Annotated in this window: 27 protein-coding genes; 14 read left to right on the top strand and 13 right to left on the bottom strand. The window is 45.3% G+C overall.

What is annotated here, in order from left to right; translation table 11 throughout:
• Positions 1–178: 178 nt before the first annotated feature.
• From K0I62_RS02365 to K0I62_RS02350, 4 genes are all read right to left on the bottom strand, one after another.
• Positions 179–973, bottom strand: a complete 795-nt coding sequence (locus K0I62_RS02365) for a metal ABC transporter permease (protein WP_220069953.1) — start codon at positions 971–973, stop codon at positions 179–181.
• Between the two features lie 63 nt (positions 974–1,036).
• The gene (locus K0I62_RS02360) at positions 1,037–1,948 is read right to left on the bottom strand and encodes a metal ABC transporter solute-binding protein, Zn/Mn family (protein WP_220069952.1); all 912 of its coding nucleotides are present in this window, start codon (positions 1,946–1,948) and stop codon (positions 1,037–1,039) included.
• The gene (locus tag K0I62_RS02355) at positions 1,932–3,134 is read right to left on the bottom strand and encodes a hypothetical protein (protein ID WP_220069951.1); all 1,203 of its coding nucleotides are present in this window, start codon (positions 3,132–3,134) and stop codon (positions 1,932–1,934) included. The genes K0I62_RS02360 and K0I62_RS02355 overlap by 17 nt, the downstream gene beginning before the upstream one ends.
• A 78-nt stretch (positions 3,135–3,212) precedes the next feature.
• The gene (locus K0I62_RS02350) at positions 3,213–3,494 is read right to left on the bottom strand and encodes an ABC-type zinc uptake system zinc chaperone (protein WP_220069950.1); all 282 of its coding nucleotides are present in this window, start codon (positions 3,492–3,494) and stop codon (positions 3,213–3,215) included.
• A gap of 289 nt (positions 3,495–3,783) precedes the next feature.
• On the opposite strand from K0I62_RS02350, the gene K0I62_RS19180 reads away from it, so the two are divergent.
• The gene (locus K0I62_RS19180; protein WP_258405068.1) at positions 3,784–3,909 is read left to right on the top strand and encodes a hypothetical protein; all 126 of its coding nucleotides are present in this window, start codon (positions 3,784–3,786) and stop codon (positions 3,907–3,909) included.
• Positions 3,910–3,961: 52 nt separating this feature from the next.
• On the opposite strand, the gene K0I62_RS02345 is transcribed toward K0I62_RS19180, so the two are convergent.
• Positions 3,962–4,297 carry a hypothetical protein gene (locus tag K0I62_RS02345; protein ID WP_220069949.1) on the bottom strand — a complete coding sequence of 112 codons (336 nt, stop codon included), beginning with the start codon at positions 4,295–4,297 and terminating at the stop codon, positions 3,962–3,964.
• 125 nt (positions 4,298–4,422) lie between these two features.
• On the opposite strand from K0I62_RS02345, the gene K0I62_RS02340 reads away from it, so the two are divergent.
• Complete coding sequence (locus tag K0I62_RS02340) at positions 4,423–6,054, top strand: mechanosensitive ion channel family protein (protein ID WP_220069948.1); 1,632 nt, start codon at positions 4,423–4,425, stop codon at positions 6,052–6,054.
• A gap of 49 nt (positions 6,055–6,103) precedes the next feature.
• Here the strand turns inward: K0I62_RS02340 and K0I62_RS02335 are convergent, their stop codons facing one another.
• Positions 6,104–7,801, bottom strand: coding sequence for a formate--tetrahydrofolate ligase (locus K0I62_RS02335; protein ID WP_220069947.1), 1,698 nt, complete (start codon positions 7,799–7,801; stop codon positions 6,104–6,106).
• Positions 7,802–7,972: 171 nt separating this feature from the next.
• Here K0I62_RS02335 and K0I62_RS02330 point away from each other — a divergent pair, with 171 nt between their 5' ends.
• A complete protein-coding gene (locus K0I62_RS02330; protein WP_220069946.1) occupies positions 7,973–8,863 on the top strand; it encodes an aldo/keto reductase in 891 nt (296 codons plus the stop codon).
• 92 nt (positions 8,864–8,955) lie between these two features.
• On the opposite strand, the gene K0I62_RS02325 is transcribed toward K0I62_RS02330, so the two are convergent.
• Entirely contained in the window at positions 8,956–9,795 is an 840-nt protein-coding gene (locus tag K0I62_RS02325; protein ID WP_220071255.1) for a MaoC/PaaZ C-terminal domain-containing protein, read from the bottom strand.
• Positions 9,796–10,001: 206 nt separating this feature from the next.
• On the opposite strand from K0I62_RS02325, the gene K0I62_RS02320 reads away from it, so the two are divergent.
• Entirely contained in the window at positions 10,002–10,790 is a 789-nt protein-coding gene (locus K0I62_RS02320; RefSeq protein WP_220069945.1) for a methyltransferase, read from the top strand.
• Here the strand turns inward: K0I62_RS02320 and K0I62_RS02315 are convergent.
• Together K0I62_RS02315 and K0I62_RS02310 are read right to left on the bottom strand one after the other, a co-directional pair.
• Positions 10,787–11,419, bottom strand: coding sequence for a chemoreceptor glutamine deamidase CheD (locus K0I62_RS02315; RefSeq protein WP_220069944.1), 633 nt, complete (start codon positions 11,417–11,419; stop codon positions 10,787–10,789). The genes K0I62_RS02320 and K0I62_RS02315 overlap by 4 nt on opposite strands.
• 118 nt (positions 11,420–11,537) lie before the next feature.
• Positions 11,538–12,422 (bottom strand): TraB/GumN family protein, encoded by an 885-nt coding sequence (locus K0I62_RS02310; RefSeq protein ID WP_220069943.1) that lies wholly within the window; start codon positions 12,420–12,422, stop codon positions 11,538–11,540.
• Between the two features lie 48 nt (positions 12,423–12,470).
• Here K0I62_RS02310 and K0I62_RS02305 point away from each other — a divergent pair, with 48 nt between their 5' ends.
• Positions 12,471–12,782, top strand: coding sequence for a prephenate dehydrogenase (locus tag K0I62_RS02305; RefSeq protein ID WP_220069942.1), 312 nt, complete (start codon positions 12,471–12,473; stop codon positions 12,780–12,782).
• 81 nt (positions 12,783–12,863) lie between these two features.
• Positions 12,864–14,633, top strand: coding sequence for a GGDEF domain-containing protein (locus tag K0I62_RS02300; protein ID WP_220069941.1), 1,770 nt, complete (start codon positions 12,864–12,866; stop codon positions 14,631–14,633).
• Here the strand turns inward: K0I62_RS02300 and K0I62_RS02295 are convergent.
• Positions 14,630–15,151: a DUF3016 domain-containing protein gene (locus K0I62_RS02295; RefSeq protein ID WP_220069940.1), complete on the bottom strand. Its 522-nt coding sequence runs from the start codon at positions 15,149–15,151 to the stop codon at positions 14,630–14,632. The genes K0I62_RS02300 and K0I62_RS02295 overlap by 4 nt on opposite strands.
• Positions 15,152–15,392: 241 nt before the next feature.
• Between K0I62_RS02295 and K0I62_RS02290 the strand changes: the two genes are divergently transcribed.
• Positions 15,393–15,698: a hypothetical protein gene (locus tag K0I62_RS02290; protein ID WP_220069939.1), complete on the top strand. Its 306-nt coding sequence runs from the start codon at positions 15,393–15,395 to the stop codon at positions 15,696–15,698.
• A 278-nt stretch (positions 15,699–15,976) separates the two neighbouring features.
• The gene (locus K0I62_RS02285; protein ID WP_220069938.1) at positions 15,977–16,288 is read left to right on the top strand and encodes a hypothetical protein; all 312 of its coding nucleotides are present in this window, start codon (positions 15,977–15,979) and stop codon (positions 16,286–16,288) included.
• Between the two features lie 59 nt (positions 16,289–16,347).
• Here the strand turns inward: K0I62_RS02285 and K0I62_RS02280 are convergent, their stop codons facing one another.
• Positions 16,348–16,857, bottom strand: coding sequence for a DUF4240 domain-containing protein (locus K0I62_RS02280; protein WP_220069937.1), 510 nt, complete (start codon positions 16,855–16,857; stop codon positions 16,348–16,350).
• A gap of 144 nt (positions 16,858–17,001) precedes the next feature.
• Here K0I62_RS02280 and K0I62_RS02275 point away from each other — a divergent pair, with 144 nt between their 5' ends.
• The 5 genes from K0I62_RS02275 to K0I62_RS02255 all read left to right on the top strand — a co-directional run bounded on the left by K0I62_RS02275 (position 17,002) and on the right by K0I62_RS02255 (position 20,129).
• Entirely contained in the window at positions 17,002–17,391 is a 390-nt protein-coding gene (locus tag K0I62_RS02275) for a hypothetical protein (RefSeq protein ID WP_220069936.1), read from the top strand.
• Positions 17,392–17,479: 88 nt separating this feature from the next.
• Positions 17,480–18,277, top strand: coding sequence for a response regulator (locus K0I62_RS02270; protein WP_220069935.1), 798 nt, complete (start codon positions 17,480–17,482; stop codon positions 18,275–18,277).
• 146 nt (positions 18,278–18,423) lie between these two features.
• On the top strand, positions 18,424–18,696 hold the full coding sequence (locus tag K0I62_RS02265) for an HU family DNA-binding protein (RefSeq protein ID WP_220062872.1): 273 nt from the start codon (positions 18,424–18,426) through the stop codon (positions 18,694–18,696).
• A 238-nt stretch (positions 18,697–18,934) separates the two neighbouring features.
• A complete protein-coding gene (locus K0I62_RS02260) occupies positions 18,935–19,627 on the top strand; it encodes a TorF family putative porin (RefSeq protein ID WP_220069934.1) in 693 nt (230 codons plus the stop codon).
• Positions 19,628–19,955: 328 nt separating this feature from the next.
• Positions 19,956–20,129, top strand: coding sequence for a hypothetical protein (locus tag K0I62_RS02255; protein WP_220069933.1), 174 nt, complete (start codon positions 19,956–19,958; stop codon positions 20,127–20,129).
• 258 nt (positions 20,130–20,387) lie between these two features.
• Here the strand turns inward: K0I62_RS02255 and K0I62_RS02250 are convergent, their stop codons facing one another.
• Positions 20,388–21,761 (bottom strand): alanine/glycine:cation symporter family protein, encoded by a 1,374-nt coding sequence (locus K0I62_RS02250; RefSeq protein WP_220069932.1) that lies wholly within the window; start codon positions 21,759–21,761, stop codon positions 20,388–20,390.
• A gap of 431 nt (positions 21,762–22,192) precedes the next feature.
• Here K0I62_RS02250 and K0I62_RS02245 point away from each other — a divergent pair, with 431 nt between their 5' ends.
• Positions 22,193–24,109, top strand: coding sequence for a methyl-accepting chemotaxis protein (locus K0I62_RS02245; RefSeq protein ID WP_258405067.1), 1,917 nt, complete (start codon positions 22,193–22,195; stop codon positions 24,107–24,109).
• Between the two features lie 407 nt (positions 24,110–24,516).
• Here the strand turns inward: K0I62_RS02245 and K0I62_RS02240 are convergent, their stop codons facing one another.
• Positions 24,517–26,223 carry an amidase gene (locus K0I62_RS02240; protein ID WP_220069931.1) on the bottom strand — a complete coding sequence of 569 codons (1,707 nt, stop codon included), beginning with the start codon at positions 26,221–26,223 and terminating at the stop codon, positions 24,517–24,519.
• Positions 26,224–26,265: the final 42 nt, after the last annotated feature.

Below are 26,265 nucleotides of genomic sequence, written 5' to 3'. Positions count from 1 at the left end.
TATATCAGTAAGCAAAAACGACTTACACCTGTAGTCTGAAGATTTAACCTAGGCTTCATCTTTACCCCCCTAGTACAGTAGTCACTGTCATAACTAATCGAATTTTAAGATAAAAAAAATAGGCTACTCGAATCCAAGTAACCTATTATCACTAAGCTTATGATGTTCTGTATCGAATTTACGAATTAAACTCTACCTTCCCAACTGAACTTTTCTTAAAAAGCAGCGGCAGAAGAAAACGAAATAACACTGTGCTCAACGCAAGAGTTGCAACGATAGCCGCACCGCTAGGCAGATCAAATGTGGCCGATAAAACGAGTCCTACAGCATAACCGATAAAGCCCACCATATAGGCCAGCCCCCACTTCCCCTTACCAGCATATTTGTTGACCGCTAACGCAGGTAAAATCAGCGAACTAAACACTAAGTAAACACCGACTAACTCAACAGACAAAGTGATAACTAACGCAAACAGCAGATAGAAAGCAACACCATCAAGCAGTGTCGGTTTAAATGCAATAATGGCTAATACCAACAATGAAATAATGGCAGGAAACAGCAATTGTGACCAATTTACCCACAAAATTTGCCCCGACATTAACTGCTTTAACATCTCTGCGCCATGAGGATCATTGGATAGCATCAACATTGCCGCCACCGCAGATAACACATAGAAACAACCAATAATTGCTTCTAATTCATCGGACATGCGCTTAGATAACCAAGCAATAAACCCTGCCCCCATTAAAGCAAATAACGCAGGCATCCATACTGTGGCATAAGGAATATGCTCTATGTCATGATTCGTATGGGCTATGATGGCACCTAAGGCTGCAACTTGTGCAATGGCCAAATCGATAAAGATAATGCCACGCTTGAGTACTTGGCTGCCGAGTAATACATGGGTCGATAGCACCAATATTCCTGCAGCAAAAGCAGGTAGCAAAATCGATAACAGGTCTAAATCAAACATGATGTGTACCTAATAGCTTAATAAGATAGCGCCTGACGCTTAGTCAGGCGCTATCGAGAATCACTATTTATTAAGGTTTAACAATAACGTAATGACACTTTGGTAAAGAGAAAACAGATCTTGGCTATCATCATTTCCCCCGACCGACATAGGCAACACTTGCACAGGCAATTGTGTACGTTCACCAAGCCAATTGGCACCACGCTCATCCTGATAAGACGCGACAGTGATCGCCATAACATCACCTTGTTTAGCTCGATTCTGTAAATCGGCTAGATGGCTAGTGCTTGGCGGAAGGCCTGGCTTTGGTTCAAGATCGCCTACTTGCTCAATCCCTAACCAGTTATACAGGTAACGAAAACTCGTATGATATCCGATTACTTTTTTACCCTTTAACGGTGCAGCCATGACCTGCCACTGAGATATAGCGGCTTTCCAACGTGTTGAAAAATCGGCTAACGCCGCTTCATATTCAGCTTTCGAATCGGGATCCAATTGCACCAATTTACTGCTTAGTGCGTTTGCTACCAAGAGTAAGCGCTCAGGATCGAAATGCAAATGGGGATTCCCCTTCGCATGCACATCGCCCATGCTGCGGTCGACATTGTCTAGCTTATCAAGCGTATCAATATGCTCAGCGGCGAAAAACAGTCCCTTCTCGGTTGAGCGCACCTTAGCGTTAGCCGACTTCATTTGCAGCATAGGCAACCAACCCACCTCAAGATCGGCACCGGCACACACGGCCAAATCTGCTTGACGCATTTTAGCAATTAGACTCGGTCTCGCCTGCACTTGATGTGGATCTTGCATCGCTGTCGTTGCCGAATAAATTTTAGCATCGGGAGCTAACTCCTTCGCTAACGCTGCGTATTCAGGCTCACAGGCAAAAATGTTTAATTTAGCTTGTGCTCCACTCGCCATCGTTAACGCAATAGCAGCGCAACTGGCTTTAATAAATTTAGAATTGATGCGCACCGTGAGCCCCCAGAGTCATAACATATTGAAGAGTAATGACGTTATCGTCTTCGATGCCGTCAAAGTTCGTGCCTTGTTGATTCGTGTACTGTAAACGCACTGTCGAGAAATGGCTGTGGTGCCATGCGAGGCTCACTTCGGTTTCTTTTAGCTTCTGACTATCAAAATGCTCGTCATGTAACTCCTGAGTATCGACCTGACCATAGCGTAATCCAGCCGACCAGTTTGGGCTAAATTGATAAACAGAGCTAACATACCAGCCCGTTTGGTCATCAGGCGCATGCTCCGCTCCATGAGGTTCTGCCAAACCTGCGACATGCTCCTCTAACGGCGCGAAATCTGTGACTCTGAAATATTCACCACTCACAGTAAGGTGTTGATATTTATAGTTTCCACGGGGTGCCCATTTATAGACGAAATCAGCAATATAGGTATTTTCGCCAGTATACATGGCCGCATGGCTATGATCATGTTCATGCTCATCCTCGGCGACAACTTCATCTTCATGCTCTTCGTGAGCCGTCAGTCGACCATTCTCGTTGCGTAAATAGCTTAGTCCCAACATCCAAGAACTACTATCGCCAATGTCACCACCTAATTTAGTGTAAGCGGTATAGACACCAAGGCTTTTAAAATCACGCTCACCATGTTCATCTTCGGCGCGCATACTCTCGCCTTTAAAGGCTTCAACACCCATAGCCCAATAAAGATCCGTTGGCGCAACATAATCGAGGCGCACACCATCATCAAAATAATGGCTACCTAGGAAGGCACGATAGGCTGCAGGTCTATCTGTAAATGCATCAGTATGAACATGTTGGTTGTTAAGATAACCCACATCCGATAAAAAACGTCCAGCACGAACAGAGAATCCAGCGGGTATTGCTAAGGTTTGAATAAAAGCCTCTTCCAAGCCGACTTCAGTTTCACTGCCATGGGTTTCTACCACTGCAGTTAGTTTGCCATAAAACATATCGTCAATATTGGCACTTAACGCAAGCTCGGTATGCCCTAGGCCAAACCCCTCTTCTCGTTCTGCCATCGGTCGTTCAGTGTTTTGATAATAACCATCTAAAACGCCGCTTATCGCAGGATTGGTCAAAGTAGCATCTTGCGCAAGAGTCACAGTTGAAACAAAAGCACAGGCCACCGCTACCGCAGATACACGGAAATTAAAGGTTTGCATAACATCTCCAAAAAACAGGTATAGTCCTCTGCTGTCATTAGACAGAGAGTGGTAATAATCGATAAATTAGATGTGGTATTACAAACGACTGGGAGGAGCGCGGCTTTGGAAATAGCTAACATGAACACTCGATGTTGAGGTGACGAGTTCAACATAGGATTCAACAGCGAGTTGCGGAAGAGTAAAGCTGAAGTCGCTAATAGGCAGTAGACTATTAAGCTGAACTTTTTGAATACAGAGGGTGCAATGGGTTTTAGCACCGTCATCGAAGTGTTCTAAGCTATGGGCAGGCGCAGCAACAGATAAGCAAAACAGTATGGCACTAAGCCATATTGCCACTCCTGTTGCTGATCTTTTCATTACTGATGCCATAGTTCCGAACTAAGATGACAGAAATTTTGACCAAGTTTATGGATTGACGGGGTGAAGTCAAGTGACAAATAGCGCTCTCAACATCACGGTTTAACAAAATTTAACACTGATGTACCAAAACATAACGCACCTTAGCGCATCAACAAAGCATGAGCAGGATCACTGAATAGCCACCTGCAATTAAGTCTGACTTAAGTAATAGTGGCTAGAATTAATCCATTATATGAAATCTAATACAGCATGATTTCAACGAACTAGGCGCAAGGAAACAAACAGTATGAAAGAATTTTTCCGCGAAAATTTCAAGATGATATTTTGGACAACCGTTTTCTTCCTCGCTGTCTTGGGTGGTATCTACTATGTAGAAGCGGCACTAGAAGCTCAAGTTCAAGTTATCGATTAATACCGACCAAATGGTGAGCACACAGCTCACCACGTCTCTCTCACCTTGTCTCTTAGCGATATTTCTTACGATGTTCGCTATCATCCACAGGCTCAACTTCAGGCGCTTCCATCACCTTAAGGTGGTCCATCATGTGACTAACCAGTAAGGCCATAATGGCAAATATCGCCACTGGCGTGGTGATATGGCGTAGTGATGGCGAGAAATATCCATAAGCAAGCGCCGCGCATCCTAAATAAAAGCCCACCATTTTCATCCGAGTGAGTATCGGATTTCTTCCCAACCATGCACTGCAATGTGGGCACTGGATCTGTGCATTTAACCCACGCCCCCTTTGATTTTTGACGCTATCAGCGGCAAACGTTTTACTACAATGTGTACACAGCACGATAATATTCTCTAATGATTGAGTGGGCAGTTTACCAGATAGCGCTATAAATTCGCAGTTGTCATTTTACAGCTTCAATAAGAGCGATTATGATTCACCCCATAACATTTCAAAGGATTACACATATGTTGCGCACACTATTAATAGTGTATATCACCCTATTTAGTATCAGTGTTAACCTCGTTAACGCTGAACCTCTGACGCCCGAAACCACTATTGCTTCCCCCATAGTAGAGTTGCAACAGTTAGAAAGCTCTATTAACAAGGATATGAAGAAGCTATCTAGCACTAACGGCGAAATGAAGCAATTTATTGAATATCGTATCAAAGAGCATGCTAACCAGTTCCATAACAAGCTAAAAGCGCTCATGTCTGATAAAGATTTAGATAAAACAGCATTGCTTCCTTTAGTGAAAGAGCACTTCGCCTTTATTAATCAGGTCGGTGACTACTATGCGCAGGATATTGAGGTATTTAAAGCCAAGCTAGGTAAAAATGACGACTTAAATATCATGTTTAGTCTAGTAAATAGAGAAAGAGAACGTGATGATATCTTACGCGCTAAATACGAAACCCTTACTTGGCTAGAAACCTTAGGTGAAGATGTTACCGTCATTAAAGCAAAGCTAACGGATAATCTGCTAGCCCGCTCTGATATGCTAAATAGCTTGGTGCATTTCACTCAAGATAAGTTAAAAAATGCGGTAGATGATGCTGCGACTGCAGGTAAAGATGTCACTAGCGAGCAAACAACACTCATTACCAAGTTAAAAGAACGGATATCGCTTACCAGCGCCAGTTTATCTGTTGCGATTGATTTGCTTGATAAACTAGAACAAGATACCTCGTCCCTCAAACAAACTTTATTCAGTATCTCGGGAGATATCACCCAAGATGTGCTCAATATTGATGTAGCAAGTAATCTGCTAGAGCAGTGGTGGGATACCGCGAAAAACCAAGCCATAGACAATGGCCCAGGTATGATGTTTAAGGTATTTATCTTTGTGCTTATCCTCTTTTTAGCCAGCTTAGCGGGTAAAGCGGTGCAGCGTATCATCAAGAAAACGGTCAGTAACTCTAAACTTAAATTCAGTCACTTGCTCCAAGACTTTTTTATATCTCTTTCAGGGAAAATCGTTTTCGCCCTTGGATTAATGATCGCACTATCTCAACTCGGTTTCGAGTTAGGCCCACTGCTAGCTGGTTTTGGTGTGGCTGGTGTCATCATTGGTTTTGCCTTGCAAGATACCTTATCTAATTTTGCTTCCGGTATGATGATCTTAATCTACCGCCCCTATGATGTCGGCGATCTCATTAATGCCGCCGGCGTGACGGGTAGGGTTAGCCAGATGAGCTTGGTATCAACCACTATCAAAACCTTAGATAATCAGCGCCTTATTATTCCAAACAATAAAATTTGGGGCGACACCATCAATAACATCACTGTAGAGCACCAACGCCGTGTCGATATGACATTTGGTATTGGTTATGGCGATGACATAGAGAAGGCCGAAACTGTGCTGCGTGGCATAGTGGATAAGCATCCTAAAGTACTCAAGCAGCCTGAGCCAACGGTGAAGTTACACCTGCTTGGCGAGTCCTCGGTGGACTTTGTGGTGCGCCCTTGGGTGAAACCGGAAGATTATTGGGATGTTTACTGGGATGTAACTCGCGAAGTGAAAATGCGCTTCGATCAAGAAAAGATCTCGATTCCATTCCCACAGCGAGATGTCCATATCTATCAGACAGACAAATAACACCAAAAGCGCCTGCAATGCAGGCGCTTTTTTTACTCGATTGTCCAAATCAAGCCAGACCGGTTATCTCACCGCGCTCATCGATATCGATATTCAGATAGCCGGGACGGATCCCCAAACCAGGCATAGTCATTACCTTACCCACTAACGCCGTGATAAACCCGGCGCCGGCATTCAATTTAAGTTCAGTGATGGGCAACTCAAAGCCTTGCGGCGCGCCCTTAAGTTTAGGATCATGGCTAACCGACATAGGCGTCTTGGCAATACAAAGCGCCAGCTTGCCATAGCCTTGGTGCTGCAACTGAACCAGCTGCGACTTGGCCTTATCGGATAAATGAATGCCACTGGCACCATAACCGGCCTCGGCAATGGTCAGCAACTTGGCTTCAATGGACTGATCCGTATCATAGAGATGATGGAAATGATTGGGCTGCTCGGTGGCGCGCACGACCGCATGTGCCAAGTCCACAGCGCCCTCGGCACCTTGAGCAAAGGCCTCACAGATCTCACAGGCAAACACACCCTCTTGCAGCGCGCGCTCCCTTAACCAGTTAAGCTCTTGCTCTGTATCGTCGGCAAATCGGTTGATTGCCACCACGACAGGTAAACCATACTTACTCACATTGGCGATATGCCAGCTGAGGTTGGCATAACCGGCAGCAAGCTTATCCATCTCGCTTAAGCTTTCGTCACTGACGTGTGACTTTAGCGCCTTAATGGTCACCACCAATACGGCAGCGTCCGGCGCCTTGCCCGACTGACGCGCCTTGATATTACAAAACTTCTCAAAGCCCATGTCGGAGCCAAAGCCCCCCTCGGTCACCACGATATCTGCCAGCTTCAAGGCGATATCATCGGCAATGATTGAAGAGTTTCCATGGGCGATATTGGCAAACGGTCCAGCATGAATTAAACAAGGAGCTCCGCTTAAGGTTTGCATTAATGTCGGCGCGATAGCATCACTCATGATGGCTGTCATCGCACCCGCAACGCATAAATCTTCGGCAGTAATATAATCACCGTCAAGATTTTGCGCTAATACTATACGTCCTATTCTTTGACGCATATCCTGCAGATCATGGCTTAACGCTAAAATAGCCATCAACTCTGATGCAGCGCTGATATCAAATCCGCTTTCATGTACAGGACCGTTATTGTCACCTAAACCGATTGAGATTTTACGTAAGCTACGCTCATTTTGATCGACAACTCTGCGCCACAATATGTTATCGGGATCGATATTAAGCGGCGTCAAACCTGATTGAGCACTAAACTCCTCAGCGCGCAAACGTTGTTCATGATACAAACGCGCATCTATTGCTGCCGCAGCAAGATTATGAGCGCTAGTAACGGCATGAATATCTCCAGTGAGGTGCAGGTTTAACGACTCCATTGGCACCACTTGCGCGAATCCGCCACCAGCCGCACCACCTTTAATGCCAAATACAGGCCCCATACTCGGCTGCCTAATACAGGCACAGCTTTTCTTACCTATGGCTTGGAGGCCTTGAGTAAGGCCGATACTGGTTACGGTTTTACCTTCACCAAAAGGGGTCGGCGTGACCGCGGTGACTATCACTAACTTACCTTGTTTGTTATCTTTGATTCTGTCGGTGATGGTCAGATCGACCTTGGCCTTAGTCTTGCCGTAAGGGGTTAATTCATTGGGCAAGATCCCGAAAGCCTGGGCGATATTTTCTATGGGTTGTAAGCTGGCTTGGCGTGAGATTTCGATGTCAGTCAGCATATAGGTTCCTACAATAAATAAGAGAGGAAAAAGCGAGCTGCAGCGAATATAAAGCAAATAGTGCTCGCAACAAACAGATTCATTGCCACTGTCAGCATTAATTAAGGATTTATGAATCTAAATCAATAAAATAATTATTAATAGAAAAAATTAATCCAAACGGAGCCTCTGATGAGTCAGCAAAGCTTTACACTTTCCCCCTTTATCGCCGGTTTTTGGCGTCTCGATAGCTGGCAGCAATCGCCACAACAGACCCTGGCACTGATTGAACACTACCTCAGCCTAGGTGTGACCTGCATGGATCACGCCGACATCTATGGCGAATACAGCTGTGAAAACCTGTTTGGCCGTGCCCTGGCCCTCAAACCTTCACTAAGGCAACAGATGCAGATCGTCACCAAGTGCGGTATCAAGCCCGCCTTTGCCTCGACGCCCGATCGCTACATCAATTACTATGACACCAGCTACCAGCATATCCTCTCGAGCGTCGACAACTCACTGCGCGCCCTGCAGGTCGAGGAGATAGACCTGCTGTTGATCCACAGGCCCGATCCGCTAATGAACGCCGATGAAGTAGCGCAAGCATTTGAGCAACTTTACCAAACGGGCAAGGTTAAACATTTTGGGGTATCCAATTTTACGCCATCCCAATTCGACCTGTTGCAGTCTAGGCTGGAACGCCCTCTGGTAACAAACCAACTGGAGATCTCGCCGATGCAGTTGTCGGCATTGCATGATGGTACGTTAGATCATTGCCAACAATATCGCTGCCCCCCCATGGCGTGGTCTTGTCTTGGCGGCGGAGGAATATTTACAGGCTCTTCAGCCCAGGCCATTCGGCTGCGTGAGACGCTCACTCAAATAGCCAAAGCACATGATACCGACGATATCAGCCAGATTATCTACGCGTGGGTACTTGCCCTGCCGAGCCAGCCAAAACCTATCATAGGTAGCGGAAATCTCGACCGCATCAGTGCTGCCGTTACATCAAAACAGATCGTATTAGATAAACAGGAGTGGTTCAGCATCTGGCAAGCCTCTACTGGCCACAGCGTGCCATAGACCTAGAATACAGATAATCCACATCACCAAAGCTCAAAAAAGCCAGCATTTTTGCTGGCTTTTAAAGGCAGATAAAACATTACCCGCAACAACTAATCGAGGAATGTTACGTTACCGCTCAAATGAGGACGTCGCCCTTTGATATCTCTAAGCTCGAAGGTCAGTCCTAATTCATGCTCAGTATCAACGCCAAAACTCACTTGAGCAGGCATCAATAATGGCAACTTAAATGTGACGTCAACGGTACAAGGCCTATCACCAATATGTGGCATGAGCTGCGCAATACTGCGGGCTTTCGACCACATGCCATGAGCGAGTACTCGGTCAAAACCAAATCGCTTAGACAACACTGGATGTAAATGAATCAGATTATAGTCACCCGATGCCTTAGCATAGCGGCGGCCTAAATCTTCACTTAACTCCCAAATCACAGGATCATTCCAATTCATCGCGCTCGCTTTAGGTGGGCGGACTCGACGGCCAGCGTTCTCGATACGATAAAGGTAAGTGGACAATGACTCCCACACCAACTCATCGCCAACAAACGCCTTAGAGACTAAGGTAAACTCAAGCCCCGAGTCGGTCATCTGGCTGCTAGTCAATCCACATTCGAGATAGAAAGACTCACTTAGCCCAACCTGACGATATTGGGTGATACTGTTTTTGAGGTGAATCATCCCAAGCAGTGGAAACGTGAGGGCCTGATGGGTAAAAATAGTCGCATGTAACCTAAACGCCATCACATAAAGATAAGTCATTGGTAATGCTTTACCATCAAACTCAAACCCACATACTTTAGCGTACTGATGCACCTTTTCGGCGCCAACATTTACCTCTGGACAGGTGACACGAATATGAGGCAAAGGTTGCTGATCCCAACCGGGTTTACGGCCAAAAAAGATCTTGCGATAAAGCGACAACAGCGACGGCATCGCTTTCAATTCAACACAAATTTCTTTATCCACGCTATATAAACCCTTCAATATTTACATCGTCTAAAAATTTTCAAGCCCGGGATTATACCCTAAAATCTGCATTAACATCTAAATCTTACATCACAAGGTGCTTAGCCAGTTTGAGTGTGGCAAAATAGCGCATATATTTTCCTTATTTTTTCCCGTCAATTGGTAGCGCCCCAGTGCAAGACAAAAATTTTGATCAACTCGCCAATAAATTTGCAAAAAACATCTATGGAACCCCTAAAGGTGAGGTGCGTTCGGCCGTTCTATGGCGCGATCTAAGCCAAGCTTTGTCTTATTTTGACGATCAAAAACTCCATATTTTGGATGCTGGAGGTGGGTTTGGTTTTTTTACACAGAAGCTGGCAAAACTTGGGCATAAGGTAACCTTGTGTGATATCTCTGCCGAAATGCTTGCGATCGCCAAATCACAAATTAATGACTATGAAACCGAAAACCAACATCAACTTGAGATCGAATTACTCCACGCTCCGATCCAAGCGCTAAATGTTGAGCAGCATGGTCAATTTGATCTGGTGATGTGTCATGCGGTGGCCGAATGGTTAAGTGATGCCGAAAACACCTTGTCCGCACTCACCAAACTAGTCAAACCAACGGGGCTATTTTCCTTGATGTTCTATAACAAGGAAGCGATGCGCTTTCACAGTTTAATTTCGGGTAACTTCGACTATGTCGCAGCCGACTTTAGGGTTAAAAAGAAAGTGGGACTAACCCCGACTCATCCGCTTTATATTCACGATGTCAAAAACTGGGTCAGTAACTGGAAAATGGAGTTAGTCTCAGAGTCTGGCGTGCGGGTGATCCATGATTATCTAAAAATCAACCAACCACCTAACTTTGACTTTAATCAGTTAATAGAAATGGAGCTTAAATATTCTCAGTTGCCGCCTTATATCGCATTCGGACGTTATGTTCATTTCATGACGAAATGGCGTAGTGAAATTTAGTCGAACAATTCAACAGGATGAACGTCTTGCTGAGCAACAATTTGCTTAAGATAATGCTTCTCTTGTGACATCATCTGAGTGATGCGATCTGGTGACAGGCGCATCAACTTGACCTTGCCGCTGTTGGGGTGAAACAACACCTTACGCGGCCAAGGTCCACCGAGATCTTCACTCACTATCTCTATCGCCTCTGTCATGAGGTAATTTTTAACGAAGCTGATATTAGATTCACCGACGTTGAGCACACTGGTCTGTGTCATCTGCGCGCCGCCAAACACTTTGGCTTTCAGTCGGTTACGCATCCCTCCCAAGTTCAATATGTTGTTGATCAACTGCTCCATCGCCCAGTTACCATAGCGACAACTATAACTGGTGAGCTGATGCCAATCTTCATGCAGTTGACGCTCCGGCAGCAGAAAGTGGTTTAAACCGCCAATTCCCAACAAAGGATCCCAGATACAGGCGGCCACACAGGACCCCAAACGAGTAAAGATTAACTCATCGTGGGCGGTGACGTAGAAACTGCCGGGATCGACACGGGCCACCACGGCGTCATGACGCGTATCCCATTGGCGGGTGATCGCCTGAAACTCTGGGCGTACTGGGAGAAGGGTCGCTTCAGCCTGCATCTTGCCTCCATGCATCCTTGAGCGTCAGCTGAAAGCGTTCAGCGACAACTCGGCTTAAGGTAATCTTGCTTAACAGTATAGCCAACCACAGACTCAGCGACTGAGTTTCCTATTAGCCCTACTTACAGTCTTGCTGCCAACAGTTTTGCACCTTTACGCCCTCAATACGGGAAAATTTGGCAGGAATCCCCTTATCACCCACCACATGACCAGCTCCCACCACCACAAACAAGGGTGACGGCGTGGTCTGATTCGTCATCAGTGACAGGATCTTGGTCGTCATCTGCTCGTTACGTTGCCAGAGCATCTTATCGATAAGCGCTTGATCGCCATCGTGTAACATCTGTTCTTGCATCAAGTCATCCAAAGCGGCTTCATCACCACCGCGCCAAGCCTTAATCAACTGCTGCATCTCATCGTCCGGCGCGTCGATCGCATCAAGCACCATCTCCCACTGAGTGTTGGCATTAAAAGACGCCATCAGCTGAAATTGAAACTCTGTACTTTCCAGTTCTATAACTGGGCGCACCCCATTCTTACCCAGTAACACCTGATCGACACCCCACTGCGCCTGATATCCCAGCGCCGAAAAGCGCATCACGCTCAGCTGCATCGCCTGCATCCAGGGCGAATAGGGTTGCAGCTGATTGCAAAGCTCTGCGCGGTTTTGACAAAAGCGCTGCACCCGCGCTTGAGTCTTAGTATCGGCCGTCACCTGAGTCAGCCCATATTGGCGAATAAGTCCCATGACATCAGCCTTGCTGGTATCCGCCTCAACCGCCAAGGCGCCCGCCTCAACAAACGCTGCCTCAATCTGAGGCGCCATGGGGTAAAAGTCAGCCACCCCAACATGGACTGAGCCCAACAAGTAGGCCTGTTTGCCTAAATAACTGATTTTATAAAAAGGAGGTTTATCTTCAGGAGCTGCCAGCACATTGAGTGACAATATCCCTGTCAGCAGTAACATCCCTATGGTTAATAATCGCGGTCGACTTGTTGCCATCAAGCTTGCCCCTTATAATTCGGCTAAATTTTTCAATAAGAGGCAGTTATGCCACATAGTCAACTAATAGAGCAACTGAAAGAAAATTTACAAGTCGCTTACCGTCAGGCTATCGATGCCGATGCTAAGCTCGATGAATTACAAAAAGCGGGTCATGGTAAGTTCAGCACCATCTTCACCCAAGATGAAGGATTTAATGCGCGTAGCAATCGTTTTGGCCCTTATGTTCAGGAACTCGCCAATGAGATGACGTTACTGCCAATCGAAGCGGAAACATTAGCGCCCGCACTAGAAAAATATGTTCGAAAACTCGGTGTATTACTGCAAACCTTGCAAGCATTTAAGGCACAAACAAAATAATTCATCTTAATGGTGAATGTCATATAGCTGTCATAGGCTAGTCATAGAATCGCCCTACTCTAGTCAGTAAGGCGATTCACCATGACGGCAATTGATCTAAGCGGTGCGCTGGATAAGATCATCCAAAATGAAAAAATCCAGATACTATTTCAGCCAATATTTAATATCACGACGCAAACAATCCACGGTTTTGAAGCCCTGAGTCGAGGCCCTGAGCATAGCGCGCTATTTTCGCCCGTTCCACTATTTCAAACAGCTGTTCATGAAGGACGATTATCCGAATTAGAAGAGATATGTCGTCGCCATTCGATACAAGAGTTCGATGTCCGCCAGCTGCCTGGAAAGTTGTTTATCAATATATCCCCCAAAGCCTTGCTAGAACCTAGCCATGCCAAAGGATTGACCCTGAGTTTAGTGCAAGAGTTAGGACTATCGCCAAACCAAGTTGTTATCGAACTCTCTGAACAGTATCCCGCCGATGATATTGACCTACTAAAAAGCTGTTTAAACCACTACCGTAGCCAAGGTTTTTTAACCGCAATCGATGACCTAGGGACGGGTTATTCAGGTCTGAGACTCTGGTCAGAACTCGCACCAGACTATGTCAAAATAGACCGTCATTTCATTCATCAAATCGACAAATCCCCAGTTAAACAAGAGTTCGTCCGTTCAATTATCGACTTATGCCAAAGCCTGACGTGCAAAGTCATAGCTGAAGGTATAGAAACAGAAAATGAACTTGCCCTATTAAGGCAACTCGGTATTGTTTATTGCCAAGGTTATCTTTTAGGTTATCCCAAGAGCCAACCAAATCAGGTATTCAAGCATGACAACCAACATGAATCATTCCATTCTCAAGTCAGATATGCAGAATCGGCAGAGAGTTTGACAACTCAGGCGATCTCTTTACCACCCGAGACAAAACTAAAGGTTCTTAGCGAGCTATTTATGATTCAACACTCTCTACAAGCTATTGCGATTGTGGATAAGCAGCAACCTGTGGCCATTGTTGATAGAGCTCAGCTTATGGAGCTATTTAGCACGCCCTATGGCCGTGCTCTACATGAAAACCGCCCCGTTGCTTCGGTCATGAACTCCAATATGTTGATAGTCGAAGCTAGCGATCCTATCTCTAAAGTGAGTCAATTACTGACATCAGCGGATCACGGTTGCGTCGCACAGCAGTTTATCATCATGCGCAACAAGCAATTTTTGGGCATAGGCTATACCAAAGATCTACTGCAGCAGATCACTGAGCAACGAATTAAAATCGCTCGCCACGCCAACCCCCTAACGGGTCTCCCCGGAAACATTCCTATCCAAGAAGAACTACAACGACTTAGACAGCAAAATCGTCCTTTCTATTTAGCTTATTTTGATCTTTGTTATTTTAAGCCATACAACGATATCTATGGGTTTTGTCGCGGAGATGAAGTCATTCAATCAGTCGCAAAATTACTGCAACTACAGTTATGCGGAGATAATTTTGTTGGTCATATTGGTGGTGATGACTTTGTGATCATTAGCACAGAAAAGAACATCATACAGCAGTGTTTTGATGTACTAAATTTATTCAATCTTAATAAGCACTTATTTTACAATGAGCCGCATTGGCAAGCCCAAAAAATAGTAACAGAAGACAGACACGGCATAATGCGAGAACATCCATTGATTAGCTTGTGTGTAGGCTTACTGCCGCCAGAAGTGACTATGGGATGCAACGAACAAGTTTTATCGGCTTATAGTGCGGCGGCAAAGAAACAGGCTAAGGAAGCAGATAATGCTTTTAGCCTGTTTAAAATCAACACGGATGAACAAACCGTTATCTATCCTCCGTTAAAAAGTGCTTAGAGCTTTGGAATGACACTCTTTTTAAGCCACTCATCTAACATTCTAGTCTCATATCTCAGAGGCTTGTCGTTAATAACGCCAACGGTTTGCATAAAGCCTATATCACGGAGTTTTTCATCTCCAGCAACGATAACCTTATCATCTTCAAGCACCTTGTAACTGAAAGTTAGGCTCGGTGGATAGATATCCTTAACGACTCGAATATCATTGGAGGTCGCGCCAAAGGTAGGCCTAACATCTCCCGCCAAATCGACATTAGTCACCACCATTTCCAGTTTTTGATTAGATTGAAAGCTCTTAGTTGCGGTTTTGTTCAAATTCTTAGTGAGAGTTTCGAAGGTACGTAACTCATAGCGTGATTGAATATCGCTGGTCGCCTTAACATCACGAAATTTATCTGCACCTTGCCAAGTAATTTTGACCACTCCATCCTCGGTAACAGGATCTTCTTTGGCTTCCTCTGCGTTAACATTAAGGGAAACTAATGCCCCCACTATCAGTAGAGTTTTAAATTTCATATTAGCCTCCTTTAGGCTGAAAATGTTGTGCTCGGCCGTACGTATATAAACCACATTACTGTACAAAAGCTAACCTGAATATGAGCTTAATGCAAAAACAATAACCACGGTGTTAGTATTCAATCCCGTGAAACCAGAAGTCAACAAGGCTATTGCGTCATACCTCAAACTTGCTTCATTTTGTATCGATTTGAAATTGACTTAAGGTAAACTAATAGCACTTTCACAGATCAGATCCATTATGAAACAATATCAGCCATTCCTATTTTTCATTGTACTCTTGTTAATCGTCTCCGCGGCGATAATATCAATAAACCAAGATCAGAAAACTCAGGAACCAGAGACCTGGTCCGCTTTCGTCTACGCTCATGGCTACGATTCTGGTCGTTATAAAAAAACCGACGATTTTGATGATTATCCAAGCTGCAAGTTATTCGCAGAGCAACAAGCTAGCGAATTTGGCAATGTTGTTTGGGAATGTGGCCTTCGTTGTCGATTTGACTCCAGTCGCCAAGGTTATCAATGTGAAACGATGCAAAATAACTAAACATAACTCATTAATCGCGATAGCAAATATCACCGCCCTACTGATTATTTTTCATTCAGCCTAGATTCAGCATCCAATCATTAACATAGGTATCAAGTTAACTCGGCTGGGCGCACTAAGATTTAATGCACCAGCATAGTTTAAATATTAGTGTAAATAATAGATATCGAATGAGTGACCCTGAGGATGACACCCTCAATTTGACAACCCCACCAGATCAAATTGAAGCAAACGGTTCCTGATAGTCGGTCTAATTGAATGTAATTGGAGCAAGTATTATGAGCAACTTCCTTAACACAACCCGAGTGATTTTTTCCGGCAAGACGGCGCTCATTGCAGCAATATTCCTTGGTTTCGCGATCTCAGCTGAGGTACAGTCCAACGAACTAACGCCTTCAGAAGAAACTGCTGTTAAACAACATTTTGCAATACTCGAACAGCATCAACAAGCGAGTGAAATGCAAATCATCAATGATATTCAAGCCAATCTTGATGCGCTGGTGGAACAAGCTGAAGAACATTTTATGGAAACGGCCTGTGACGAGTACGACAGGCAGTATGATAACGACTTTCAAGTCTGCTACGAATAGAAACCCATTAATAAAAAGCGGACCAAGTGTCCGCTTTTTAACATCGAGCCTTAGTAAGGCTAATATGGAAAACGCTGGCTCAACAGAGGATAGCTAGCTTTAAGCTGTTTCTTTTTATGAGAAAACTTTTTCCCTTGTGGGCTTGCTTGACCCGATGGCACAAATGGCAGCTCATCTCCCGTTCTCTCTTCAAATAGTTGACCCGCGATCAGATCATATTCATCGACAAAGGGATAGGCATAGCCATCTTTCTCTGGCCATTGAGGCAATAACCCTAACGCATCGGGATCGACCAACACCTTCTCAAACCACTCTTGTCCTAATGAGATTAAAAAACAACGAAACTCGGCAAATTCATATTCGCTATCACAACCAGTCACAACATAGGCTGCGCCCCATAACGACCAAAGGTATGCTTTGCGCATCTGCTGGGAAAAATACTTATCAAAAGCCGCCAACTCTTCATTACTAAGTTCATTCAAGCCTTGCTTTAAATTATCAGCTAGGCTGTATTGATCTTGATCGGCCGTCTCTCGGGTTACCAATAGCCAAAATTCTTTTTCTGTCATATTACTCTCGACCATAAAAAATCGTCATCATATTAACCTAAGAAGCACTTATCAGCAGCTAGGCATTGCCTAACACAGTAAAAAATTGGACTAATAGTACTGTTTTTTCTACACTCGCTAGCAAATTTGTTACCGACATTATCCATGAATCGACCCAGCGTAGCGCTAATCATACTAATCTGTTTATATATAGTAGGCACTGTCCTTGCCCTGTGGCGGACCTTCGAAATTCAAAGCTTAGATCTATTTACTGCGGGTGTGATCCCAGTATTAATAGGCTTATTGATGAGAACCGCTTGGGCAAGTCTGGTGCTTAAAATTTATATTGGGATTCAGACTCTTGGGTTCACCGCACTTGCAGCAACAGCGGTCATCGCTTATCAAATTACACCTGAGGACGTTAAAGTCGTATTTAATGGCCAGAATATTCCAATTCCCGCCATTGCTGCGGTAGTATTGATTTTGTTATCGTTTCAGTGGTGGGTCGCATTCTCGCCATCAACCAAACAATACTTAAATCCACCACAAGACTGACACCTCAAGATCAACGCCTTATTTATTGCTAACGTGTTAATATTAAGCTAGTTTTACCATCCAAACTAATAAGCCGAGAGCCGTGACTATGGGCAGCCTATCTCCGAGTGAACTATCTATTCTTCTGGTCGAGCCATCAGATACGCAACGTAAAATTATTTCCAATCGCTTAAGCCAAGAAGGAATAAGTAACATCCAGACGGCAAGTAATCTAAGTGAAGCTTTAGTACTTATGACCCGCCATCATCCTGATTTGATTGCCAGCGCAATGCATTTCGAAGATGGTACAGCCCTAGAACTGCTAAAAACGATAAAAGAAACAGAAGCCTTCTGTGACATTCAATTCATGTTGGTCTCTAGTGAGTGTCGCCGAGAACAACTGGAGATCTATCGCCAATCTGGTGTTGTTGCAATTTTACCTAAACCTTTCTCATCAGAACATCTAGGTAAAGCCCTGAATGCAACAATTGATCTACTCAGTAATGATGAACTGGACTTAGAACATTTTGATGTTCATAACATCCGAGTATTAGTGGTTGATGATAGCAAGATGGCACGCAACATCATCAGACGTACTATTACTAATTTAGGATTAAAACTGATCACTGAAGCCACCGATGGTGCTGAAGCGATAGAATTAATGAAGAACAATATGTATGACTTAGTGATCACCGATTACAATATGCCAAATGCTGATGGATTAGCACTAACTCAATTTATTCGCCATCATAGCCAACAATCGCACATTCCAATCTTAATGGTGTCATCAGAAGCCAATGATGCTCATTTGAGCAATGTTTCCCAAGCAGGCGTTAATGCTCTATGTGACAAGCCTTTTGAGCCGCAATTGGTCAAACAATTGCTGTACTCATTGCTCGACGATTAACATTTTTGCAAAATTTGGCTCAAACCTCATTTATCGGCATAAAACCGCTTTCCTTATAGAGGTGCTTGTGGCATGTTAAGTTCAGCAATTGCAAGTACCTAATGTAATTGATATTACTAAATCTACGGAAAGAAGAGACTATCCAAATGAATAAAACTGAACTTGTTGCAAAAATAGCAGAAAGCGCTGAACTCACTAAAGCAGAAGCTGCACGTGCATTAAAATCATTCGAAGAAACTGTAGCGGAAGCGATGAAGAACGGCGAGAAAATCTCTATTGTCGGTTTTGGTTCTTTTGAAACGACAAACCGTGCAGCTCGTACAGGTCGCAATCCACAAACAGGTAAAGAGATCCAGATCCCTGCAGCGACTGTACCTAAGTTTAAAGCTGGTAAAACGCTAAAAGACAGCGTTAACTAAAAACTGCTTTAACCTATTAAAAAACCTCCTTATTGGAGGTTTTTTATGCACCAAAAATGTGCAATATTGCCTCATTATTAATCAACGTCCATTACCAATTCAGTGCGAATCTTTTTAAACTATTGAATTAAAACGCTTAAACAATTGGCACACTCTTCGCTTTAGCTTATTTGCAGCCTAACAATACTTACAACCATAGCGCTAGGCCGCTCCTATAGACTAATAAAAAGGAATGAGTATGAAACGAGCACTTCGAACCCTTAGCATCCTTGCGGGAACAATGATGATTGCCTTACCAGCCAGCGCTAGTGTCACTGGCAATGCAGGTGTGACTTCTAACTATTTATGGAGAGGCGTAACGCAAACTAATGATTCAGCTGCAGTTCAAGGCGGTATTGATTACGAACATGACAGCGGCTTTTACCTAGGCACTTGGGCCTCTAATGTCGATTTTGGCGACGACACCACCTATGAGATCGATTTCTACGGTGGCTATGCTGGCAGTGTTGGCGAGGACTTTGGTTATGATATCGGCTACCTCTACTACGCCTATCCCGACAGTGATTCGAGCATAGACTTTGGCGAAATTTCCGTGGGCATAAGCTGGAAATGGTTGAGTCTCTCCTATTCCCATGTCGTTAATGCCGATAGCGATGTCGCCTCAGATCCCTATGATGAAAAAGATCTCCAATATATCAATGCAGGCATCAGCTTCCCGGTATCAGAGAGCCTGTCGCTAAATGTCCATTATGGTTACTCAAGCGGCGACGTGGTGAATGCTTGGTTCGACGCAGATGACTATTCGGACTATTCAGTGTCACTAGATAAAGAAAGCGAATTTGGCACCTTCTCATTCATGGTCAGCGATACCGACCTTGATGAAGACGATCCGAAAGTACTCGTAAGCTATAGCTATAGTTTCGATTTGTGATCCACATTTACATGGGTTGCCACTAAATTAGCTGGCAACTCACCCTTCATCTAAAACAAATACAAAAAAACAAAAACTTAAACTACACTTCCCGCCTAAAAAGCACCTTTTTATCATAAATACCGACAAATACAATTGTGTTAACTCGATCAAACAAAAAAACAAAATCCCCTGCTACCTTTCTCATTAGCGCTCGCTAATGTGCTCTGAATTCAGATGGCACCTTAAGAGACCAAAAGCTAATACCAGTTGACTTTATGTTACAGCGAATCAGTGCTAAGTAGCACCAAATGAATGCTCAAGCACTTTATTTGATGAGGATTTCACTATGGCTCAGTTACTCGATGTTATTCCGAATGATGCTGAAATCGAAGCGATCACAGCACCTAAGAACCCTAAAGCCGCCTGCGAATTACAACACAGACGCGAAGTTAAACGCCGCTTGGAAGAGCGACTCGAAGAAGCAGCACTAAAACGAGCCATGGGAGGCGACTTCTACTGAACTTCACCGCAACCTCTCACCAGCGATGGCATGGCGCCAAGCTTCATGCAGCTCAATCTATTTGCTGCGCGGTGGTGCCCAGAGCGACATGCCATTTAATGCCCTCTGGTTGATCGGTTTCCCCTTGGTCGGCATCCTAATCACCTCGTTATGCTTCACCAAGCACTTCGACTAGCATTTTCACTAGCGACAGAGTTCGCAACACAAAAAAGCGCCCAAGGGCGCTTTTTGTCATGTATCAAGTTTAACTCTTAGCGATTAACTCTTAGCCTCGGCCTCTTGCTGACGCTTCTTGATAAAGTACTCACGGGTTAACCCGAAGACTACTGGGCTAAGCAGTGCCAAAGCGATCAAGTTAGGGATCGCCATCATGGCATTCAAGGTATCGGCAAGCAGCCAGATAAAGTCGAGTGAACTGACAGCCCCTAACGGGACGACTAAAACCCAGATTGCTCTAAACGGCTTCACCGCTCGCACACCAAACAGATACTGTACACACTTCTCGCTATAGACGCTCCAGCCCAAGATAGTGGTAAAGGCAAAAATAGAGAGGGCGATAGCCACAATATAATTACCCATAGGTAAAGCATGCGAGAAAGCATAGGAGGTCAGTGCAGCGCCATTCTCACCAGAAGTCCAAGCACCGGAGACCACTATCGCCAGGCCGGTAATGGTACACACCACCAGGGTATCGATGAAGGTCCCTAGCATGGCCACTAACCCCTGAGCGACCGGGTTATTGGTCTGCGCCGCCGCATGGGCAATGGGCGCACTCCCCAGACCCGCCTCGTTAGAGAATACGCCGCGAGCCACACCAAAGCGCACCGCCGCCCAAACAGCTGCACCAGCAAAGCCGCCCTGAGCAGCCACAGGATTAAAGGCACTATGAACAATGAGCGCTATCGCATCGGGAATACCAGCGGCATTAACCACAATCACCGACAGCCCTGCGGCGATATAGAATACTGTCATCAGCGGCACCAATTTTCCTGCCACATCGGCGATACGCTTGATTCCCCCCATCAAAACGGCGCCCACCAGCACCATAAGTACCACACCTGTGACCCAAGTTGGCACATCAAAATTACTTCTTAGGGCATCGGCTACCGAGTTGGCCTGTACCGTATTGCCGATACCGAAACCTGCGAATGAACCAAACAGCGCGAAGGCCGTTCCCAACCAGGCCCACTTACTACCAAGACCATTCTTGATGTAGTACATGGGGCCACCGATATGATTACCATTATCGTCAACTTCACGGTATTTCACCGCCAGCACGGCCTCAGAAAATTTAGTCGCCATACCCACCAAGGCGGTACACCACATCCAAAACAGGGCACCTGGGCCACCGATGAAGATAGCGGTTGCCACCCCAGCGATATTACCCGTACCAATAGTGGCCGAGAGTGAAGTCATTAAGGCATTAAAAGGGCTGATCTCCCCTTTCATCTGTTTATCTTTATCGGGAATGCGTCCCGACCAGAGCAGCTTAAAGCCTGTCCCCAGTTTAAGAATCGGCATTAACCGCAAGCCAAAAGAAAGAAAGAGTCCCACACCTAAGATCATCATGAGCATGGGGGTACCCCATACAAATCCGTTGATCATACTGACAAATTCAGTAATTCCTTCCATTCAAACCTCGTCATTTTTATCGTTATTTTAGGTGATCTTCGCCACACTTAATTGATTGCTTCCCAGAGTACAACGAAAAGTGCTCAAAATGAAAGCAAGTATTGTTAACAAATTGAAACAAAACGATGTTCGCTCAGATACTGACTAAAACAGTGCAGCAAACAGCACGGCTAACTCATAAACCCGCCATAGCAACTTACATCGCACCAACTTTCATGCCCAAACAACCCAAACAACAAGCAACAATAAATAACAATAAATAACAATAAACAACAATAAATAACAATAAATAACAATGAATAACAACAAAATATAATACGTATTAAGTATCTTGTAATTTAGTTAACTACATCAAAAAACAACACTTCAAAATTCGTTACCATCCCCCGCAACATTAGTTAACTGATTAAACAATCAGAAATGAGGTCCGAATGATGGAAGGCTTACGTCGCCTGCTTAGCAATATATCTGTGGTCAATAAGCTGAAATTAGGCTTTGGAACGCTATTATTGCTGATCTTAATTGTCGCAGCGATGGGATATCAAGGTCTCATCTCGATAGAATCAAGCACTAAAAAGTTAGAGTCGATAACCCAGCTAGACAAAATACTGCTCAACGCTAAGGCAACTCGTCAGGAATACATGACCAAGGGTGATCCCGCTCTATTAGATACTCTACACGGCCTGATCGAAAAATCTAAACGTCTCATCCAGCAGCATCTCGACGAGGCCAATGAGGCCAATGAGGCCAATGAGCGTCAACACTTACAAGACTCACTGGTCGCTATTGAAGATTACAACAAAGCAATCCACCAATTTGAGCTGGCATTTAGCAAGAAGTTAAGCCTCAATGTTAGCGGAGCACAAGTTGGGGTAAAATTGGTCTCCACCTATGCCAGCTTAGTCGAGCGGATGACTGAGAAAGCACAGGAAACCCAAAATACTGCGCTACTACACGAAGCCTTCAGTATAAGTCAGCAGATGACCATGTTGCGCTACCATGTCCGTGGTTATGTTTATGCTGCCAACGATAAAAACCTGACAACAGCCAAAGATGCGATGGCCTCTTTACTGCAAGAAGTCGCGACGTTAAAAGGCGAAGATACTGCGGCAGCCATTCAAATACTACAGCGTTACGATCATGATATTGACGCCTTAGTCGAGGTCAACCGTAATATCGATGACGCAGGGAAATCCCTAACAAAAGTAGCTCAAACATTAATGGCCAAGATTACCGCAATAGTTGACGAGCAAAAAATTAAGCGTGAACAGGCAGACAACCGCTCAAAATCAGTCGTCATCACTATCGTTATCATAGCCTTTTTAGTTGGACCGTTCCTTTCCTGGATGATTAGTGCACAGATTGTCGATCCCTTAAAACAGAGCTTATCAATCGCAAAAGCGATTGCCTCAGGCGACCTAAGTAGCGATATTGATTCCGTTCGCAAAGATGAAATGGGCGAGTTATTGCGTGCAATGGGTGGAATGAACAACACCCTAAAACAAGTACTCACTCAAATTGACGACAGTGTCGTACAGCTCACATCATCAGCGGATCAACTATCAGCTGTGACGGTACAAAATAGTTCTGGAATGCAAAATCAACGCAGTGAAACAGATCAAGTCGCTGCAGCCATTAATGAGATGGCCGCAACGGTACAAGAGGTTTCAGCCAGCGCTGAAAATGCAGCACTTGCGGCAAAAGAAGCCGATGACATTACCGCAACTGGCAACAGAAAAGTCGTAGAAGCCGTGAGCCAAATCGAATTATTAGCTCAAGAGATCACATCAACGGCACAGGCTATGGAACGATTACAATCTGAGAGTGACAGTATTGGCTCGGTACTCCATGTCATTAAATCAGTCGCAGAACAAACTAACTTACTAGCATTGAATGCTGCGATTGAAGCGGCAAGAGCGGGCGAAGCTGGACGTGGATTTGCAGTGGTGGCTGATGAGGTAAGAAGTCTTGCAAGTCGTACCCAATCTTCTACCGAAGAGATTGAAAAAATAATAATCAATCTACAAAAAGGAACCTTAGAGTCAGTGCAAATGATGACAAAGAGCCGCACTTTGAGCGACGATGCCGTCTCATTATCACAAGAGGCTGGGGTTATGCTAGTAGATATTGCTGCTGCAGTTAGCCGAATTCAGGATATGACCCACCAAATCGCGGCAGCATCTGAACAACAAAGCTCTGTAGCCGAAGATATCAATAAGAGCGTGATCAGGGTTCGTGATATTGCAGAGCAAACAGCAGAAGGTGCTGAGGAAACCGCGCATTCTGCAGAGGATCTTGCAGGCCTAGGCGTCACATTAAAAGGGCTATTAGCACGTTTTAAACTCTAATCAATCCACCTACGCGACTTGTTATGTGCAACATATTTACACTGCTCGATGTTAAAGATGGAATGATACTAATCAGTATAAGAAAGTGATCGACTCAGTCTGTTTTTTGGCAACTTATTCAAGGCGAATGGATGATGGAATGCTTGTTCCCTTGTGAGGCCATTCAACGCAGAAATAGGAAGATAAGGCGAAGCACGACTAAAGGGATTTAGTCGGTTGGGTAACGCATGGAGCGGTTACCGAGAATGCTAGAGGCGAGGAGCAATTAAAGACCTTGCCTCATAAGCGCTAACCTTTAGTGCTAAATCGTCGCTGAGCGATCACACCATTATACTGATTGATATGACGTTGAAATAAAAAACGGGATTGGCGCGCTGCAACCAATCCCGTTCTTCACTGCTTGTTGCTTATTGACTCAGCGCTGGTGTGCGCGAAGGAACTGTGCGCTTGCTGCCAGTGGCCTCAAATGCGCCTGCAAACCTAAGCAGATTGTTGTCATCGTAAGCACGGCCTGCGAATGTTAAACCTACAGGCATGCCGATATCGGCCATTATCCCCATAGGTACTGTTACCGTAGGTACTCCTAAGTGGCGAATAGCAAGGTTGCCGTTAGCGACCCAAACACCGTTGCTCCATGCAATGTCAGCGGAGGCAGGATTAATGTGCGCATCGGCTGGGCCCACATCTGCTACGGTTGGGAAGAGTACGGCATCGAGTTGCAGTTCATCCATCCAATCTTCTAAATCCAGCTTACGAGTCTTCTCTAAACCGCGTAGACCATCCGGTATGCTGTCAATCTGGTCATAGCGCTTGAGCCCTCGTTTGGCCATGTTGACATACTCTTCCATGCCTGCGGCTAAATCCCCTTCCCGATTGGGCAAGGTGCCAAGGTCGTGTGGAAAAATCAAATATCCGTTAACGTCAGCCAGTTTGTTGAGTTTAGGATCATTATTAGCACGTAAAAACTCATCGAAAGCCCAACCAGATAATTCCCACAGCTCATCTTCGAGGAACTCTGGCGAGACGATGCCACGGTTGAACACAGTCGGCGCACCAGGACGGTCACCTTCACAGTTGGAAACCAGCGGAAAATCAACTTCAATGACTTCGGCGCCAGCAGATTCCAGCGCTTTACGCGCCGCTTCCCAGAGTGCTATCACAGACGCGCGAGTATTGATGCGCTGACCGGTCGGGCCTCCGATACCTGGGTTTTCGCTGGTACCAGCCAATTCATCCTTATTGATGAACATGCGCGGCACCCCAAAACGCTTACCCTTAAGCATATCGGGTTGGGCGGCAAGACTCAGGTAAGATGCAGGACGAATTGTTGATGCTTTGGGGATCTCGACCCAAGGTTGTAAACGCCACAGATCACCTCGGGTGATAGGGTCGTCGGCAACAATGACGTTCAGCACTTCGAGCATGTCTGCCATAGTGCGAGTGTAAGGCACTACAACATCCATCGTCGGGGTCAAGGGCCAGTTGCCACGTACGGAAATCACACCACGAGAAGGTGTATAGGCACACAATCCATTGTTCGATGCCGGCCCACGACCGCTCGACCAAGTCTCTTCGGCTAGGCCGAACGCAGAATAGCTTGCAGCCGTACCAGTACCCGCCCCGTTAGAAGACCCCGAGGCGAAAGGAGCCGTGAGGTAGTTAGCGTTGTATGGGCTTTCGGCCCGACCATAATGACCGCGCTGCATACCACCATTGGCCATAGGTGGCATATTGGTTTTACCTAAACAGATAGCCCCCGCGCCGCGCAGACGCTCCACAGCAAAGGCATCATATTGGGCAACTAAATCCTTAAACGCCGGGCTGCCAGACGCCGCAGTGAGTCCTTTAACTAAATAGCTGTCTTTGGCCGTGTAGGGAATACCGTCAAGTGGGCTAAGTGTTTCACCGCGAGCTCGGCGTGCATCGGACGCTTCTGCTTCCTTGATAGCATCTGGATTGCGGACCACGAGCGCATTCAGCTTGGTTTGTGTCGCTGGGCCGTCGTAAGCGTCAATCCGTGCTAGATATGACTCCACCAGTTCAACCGCTGTGGTGCGACCTGATTCGAGGGCTGCACGCAGCTCGGCAATAGAAACCTCAGTTACTTCATACATGCTAGGATCTCCTACCGAAAGCCAATTGTGTTGCAACAACAG

This window comes from Shewanella psychrotolerans (assembly GCF_019457595.1).
GTDB classification, from domain to species: Bacteria; Pseudomonadota; Gammaproteobacteria; order Enterobacterales; family Shewanellaceae; genus Shewanella; species Shewanella psychrotolerans.
The sequence above is the reverse complement of the archived record's forward strand: the minus strand, read 5'-3'. Positions and strand labels throughout refer to the sequence as shown.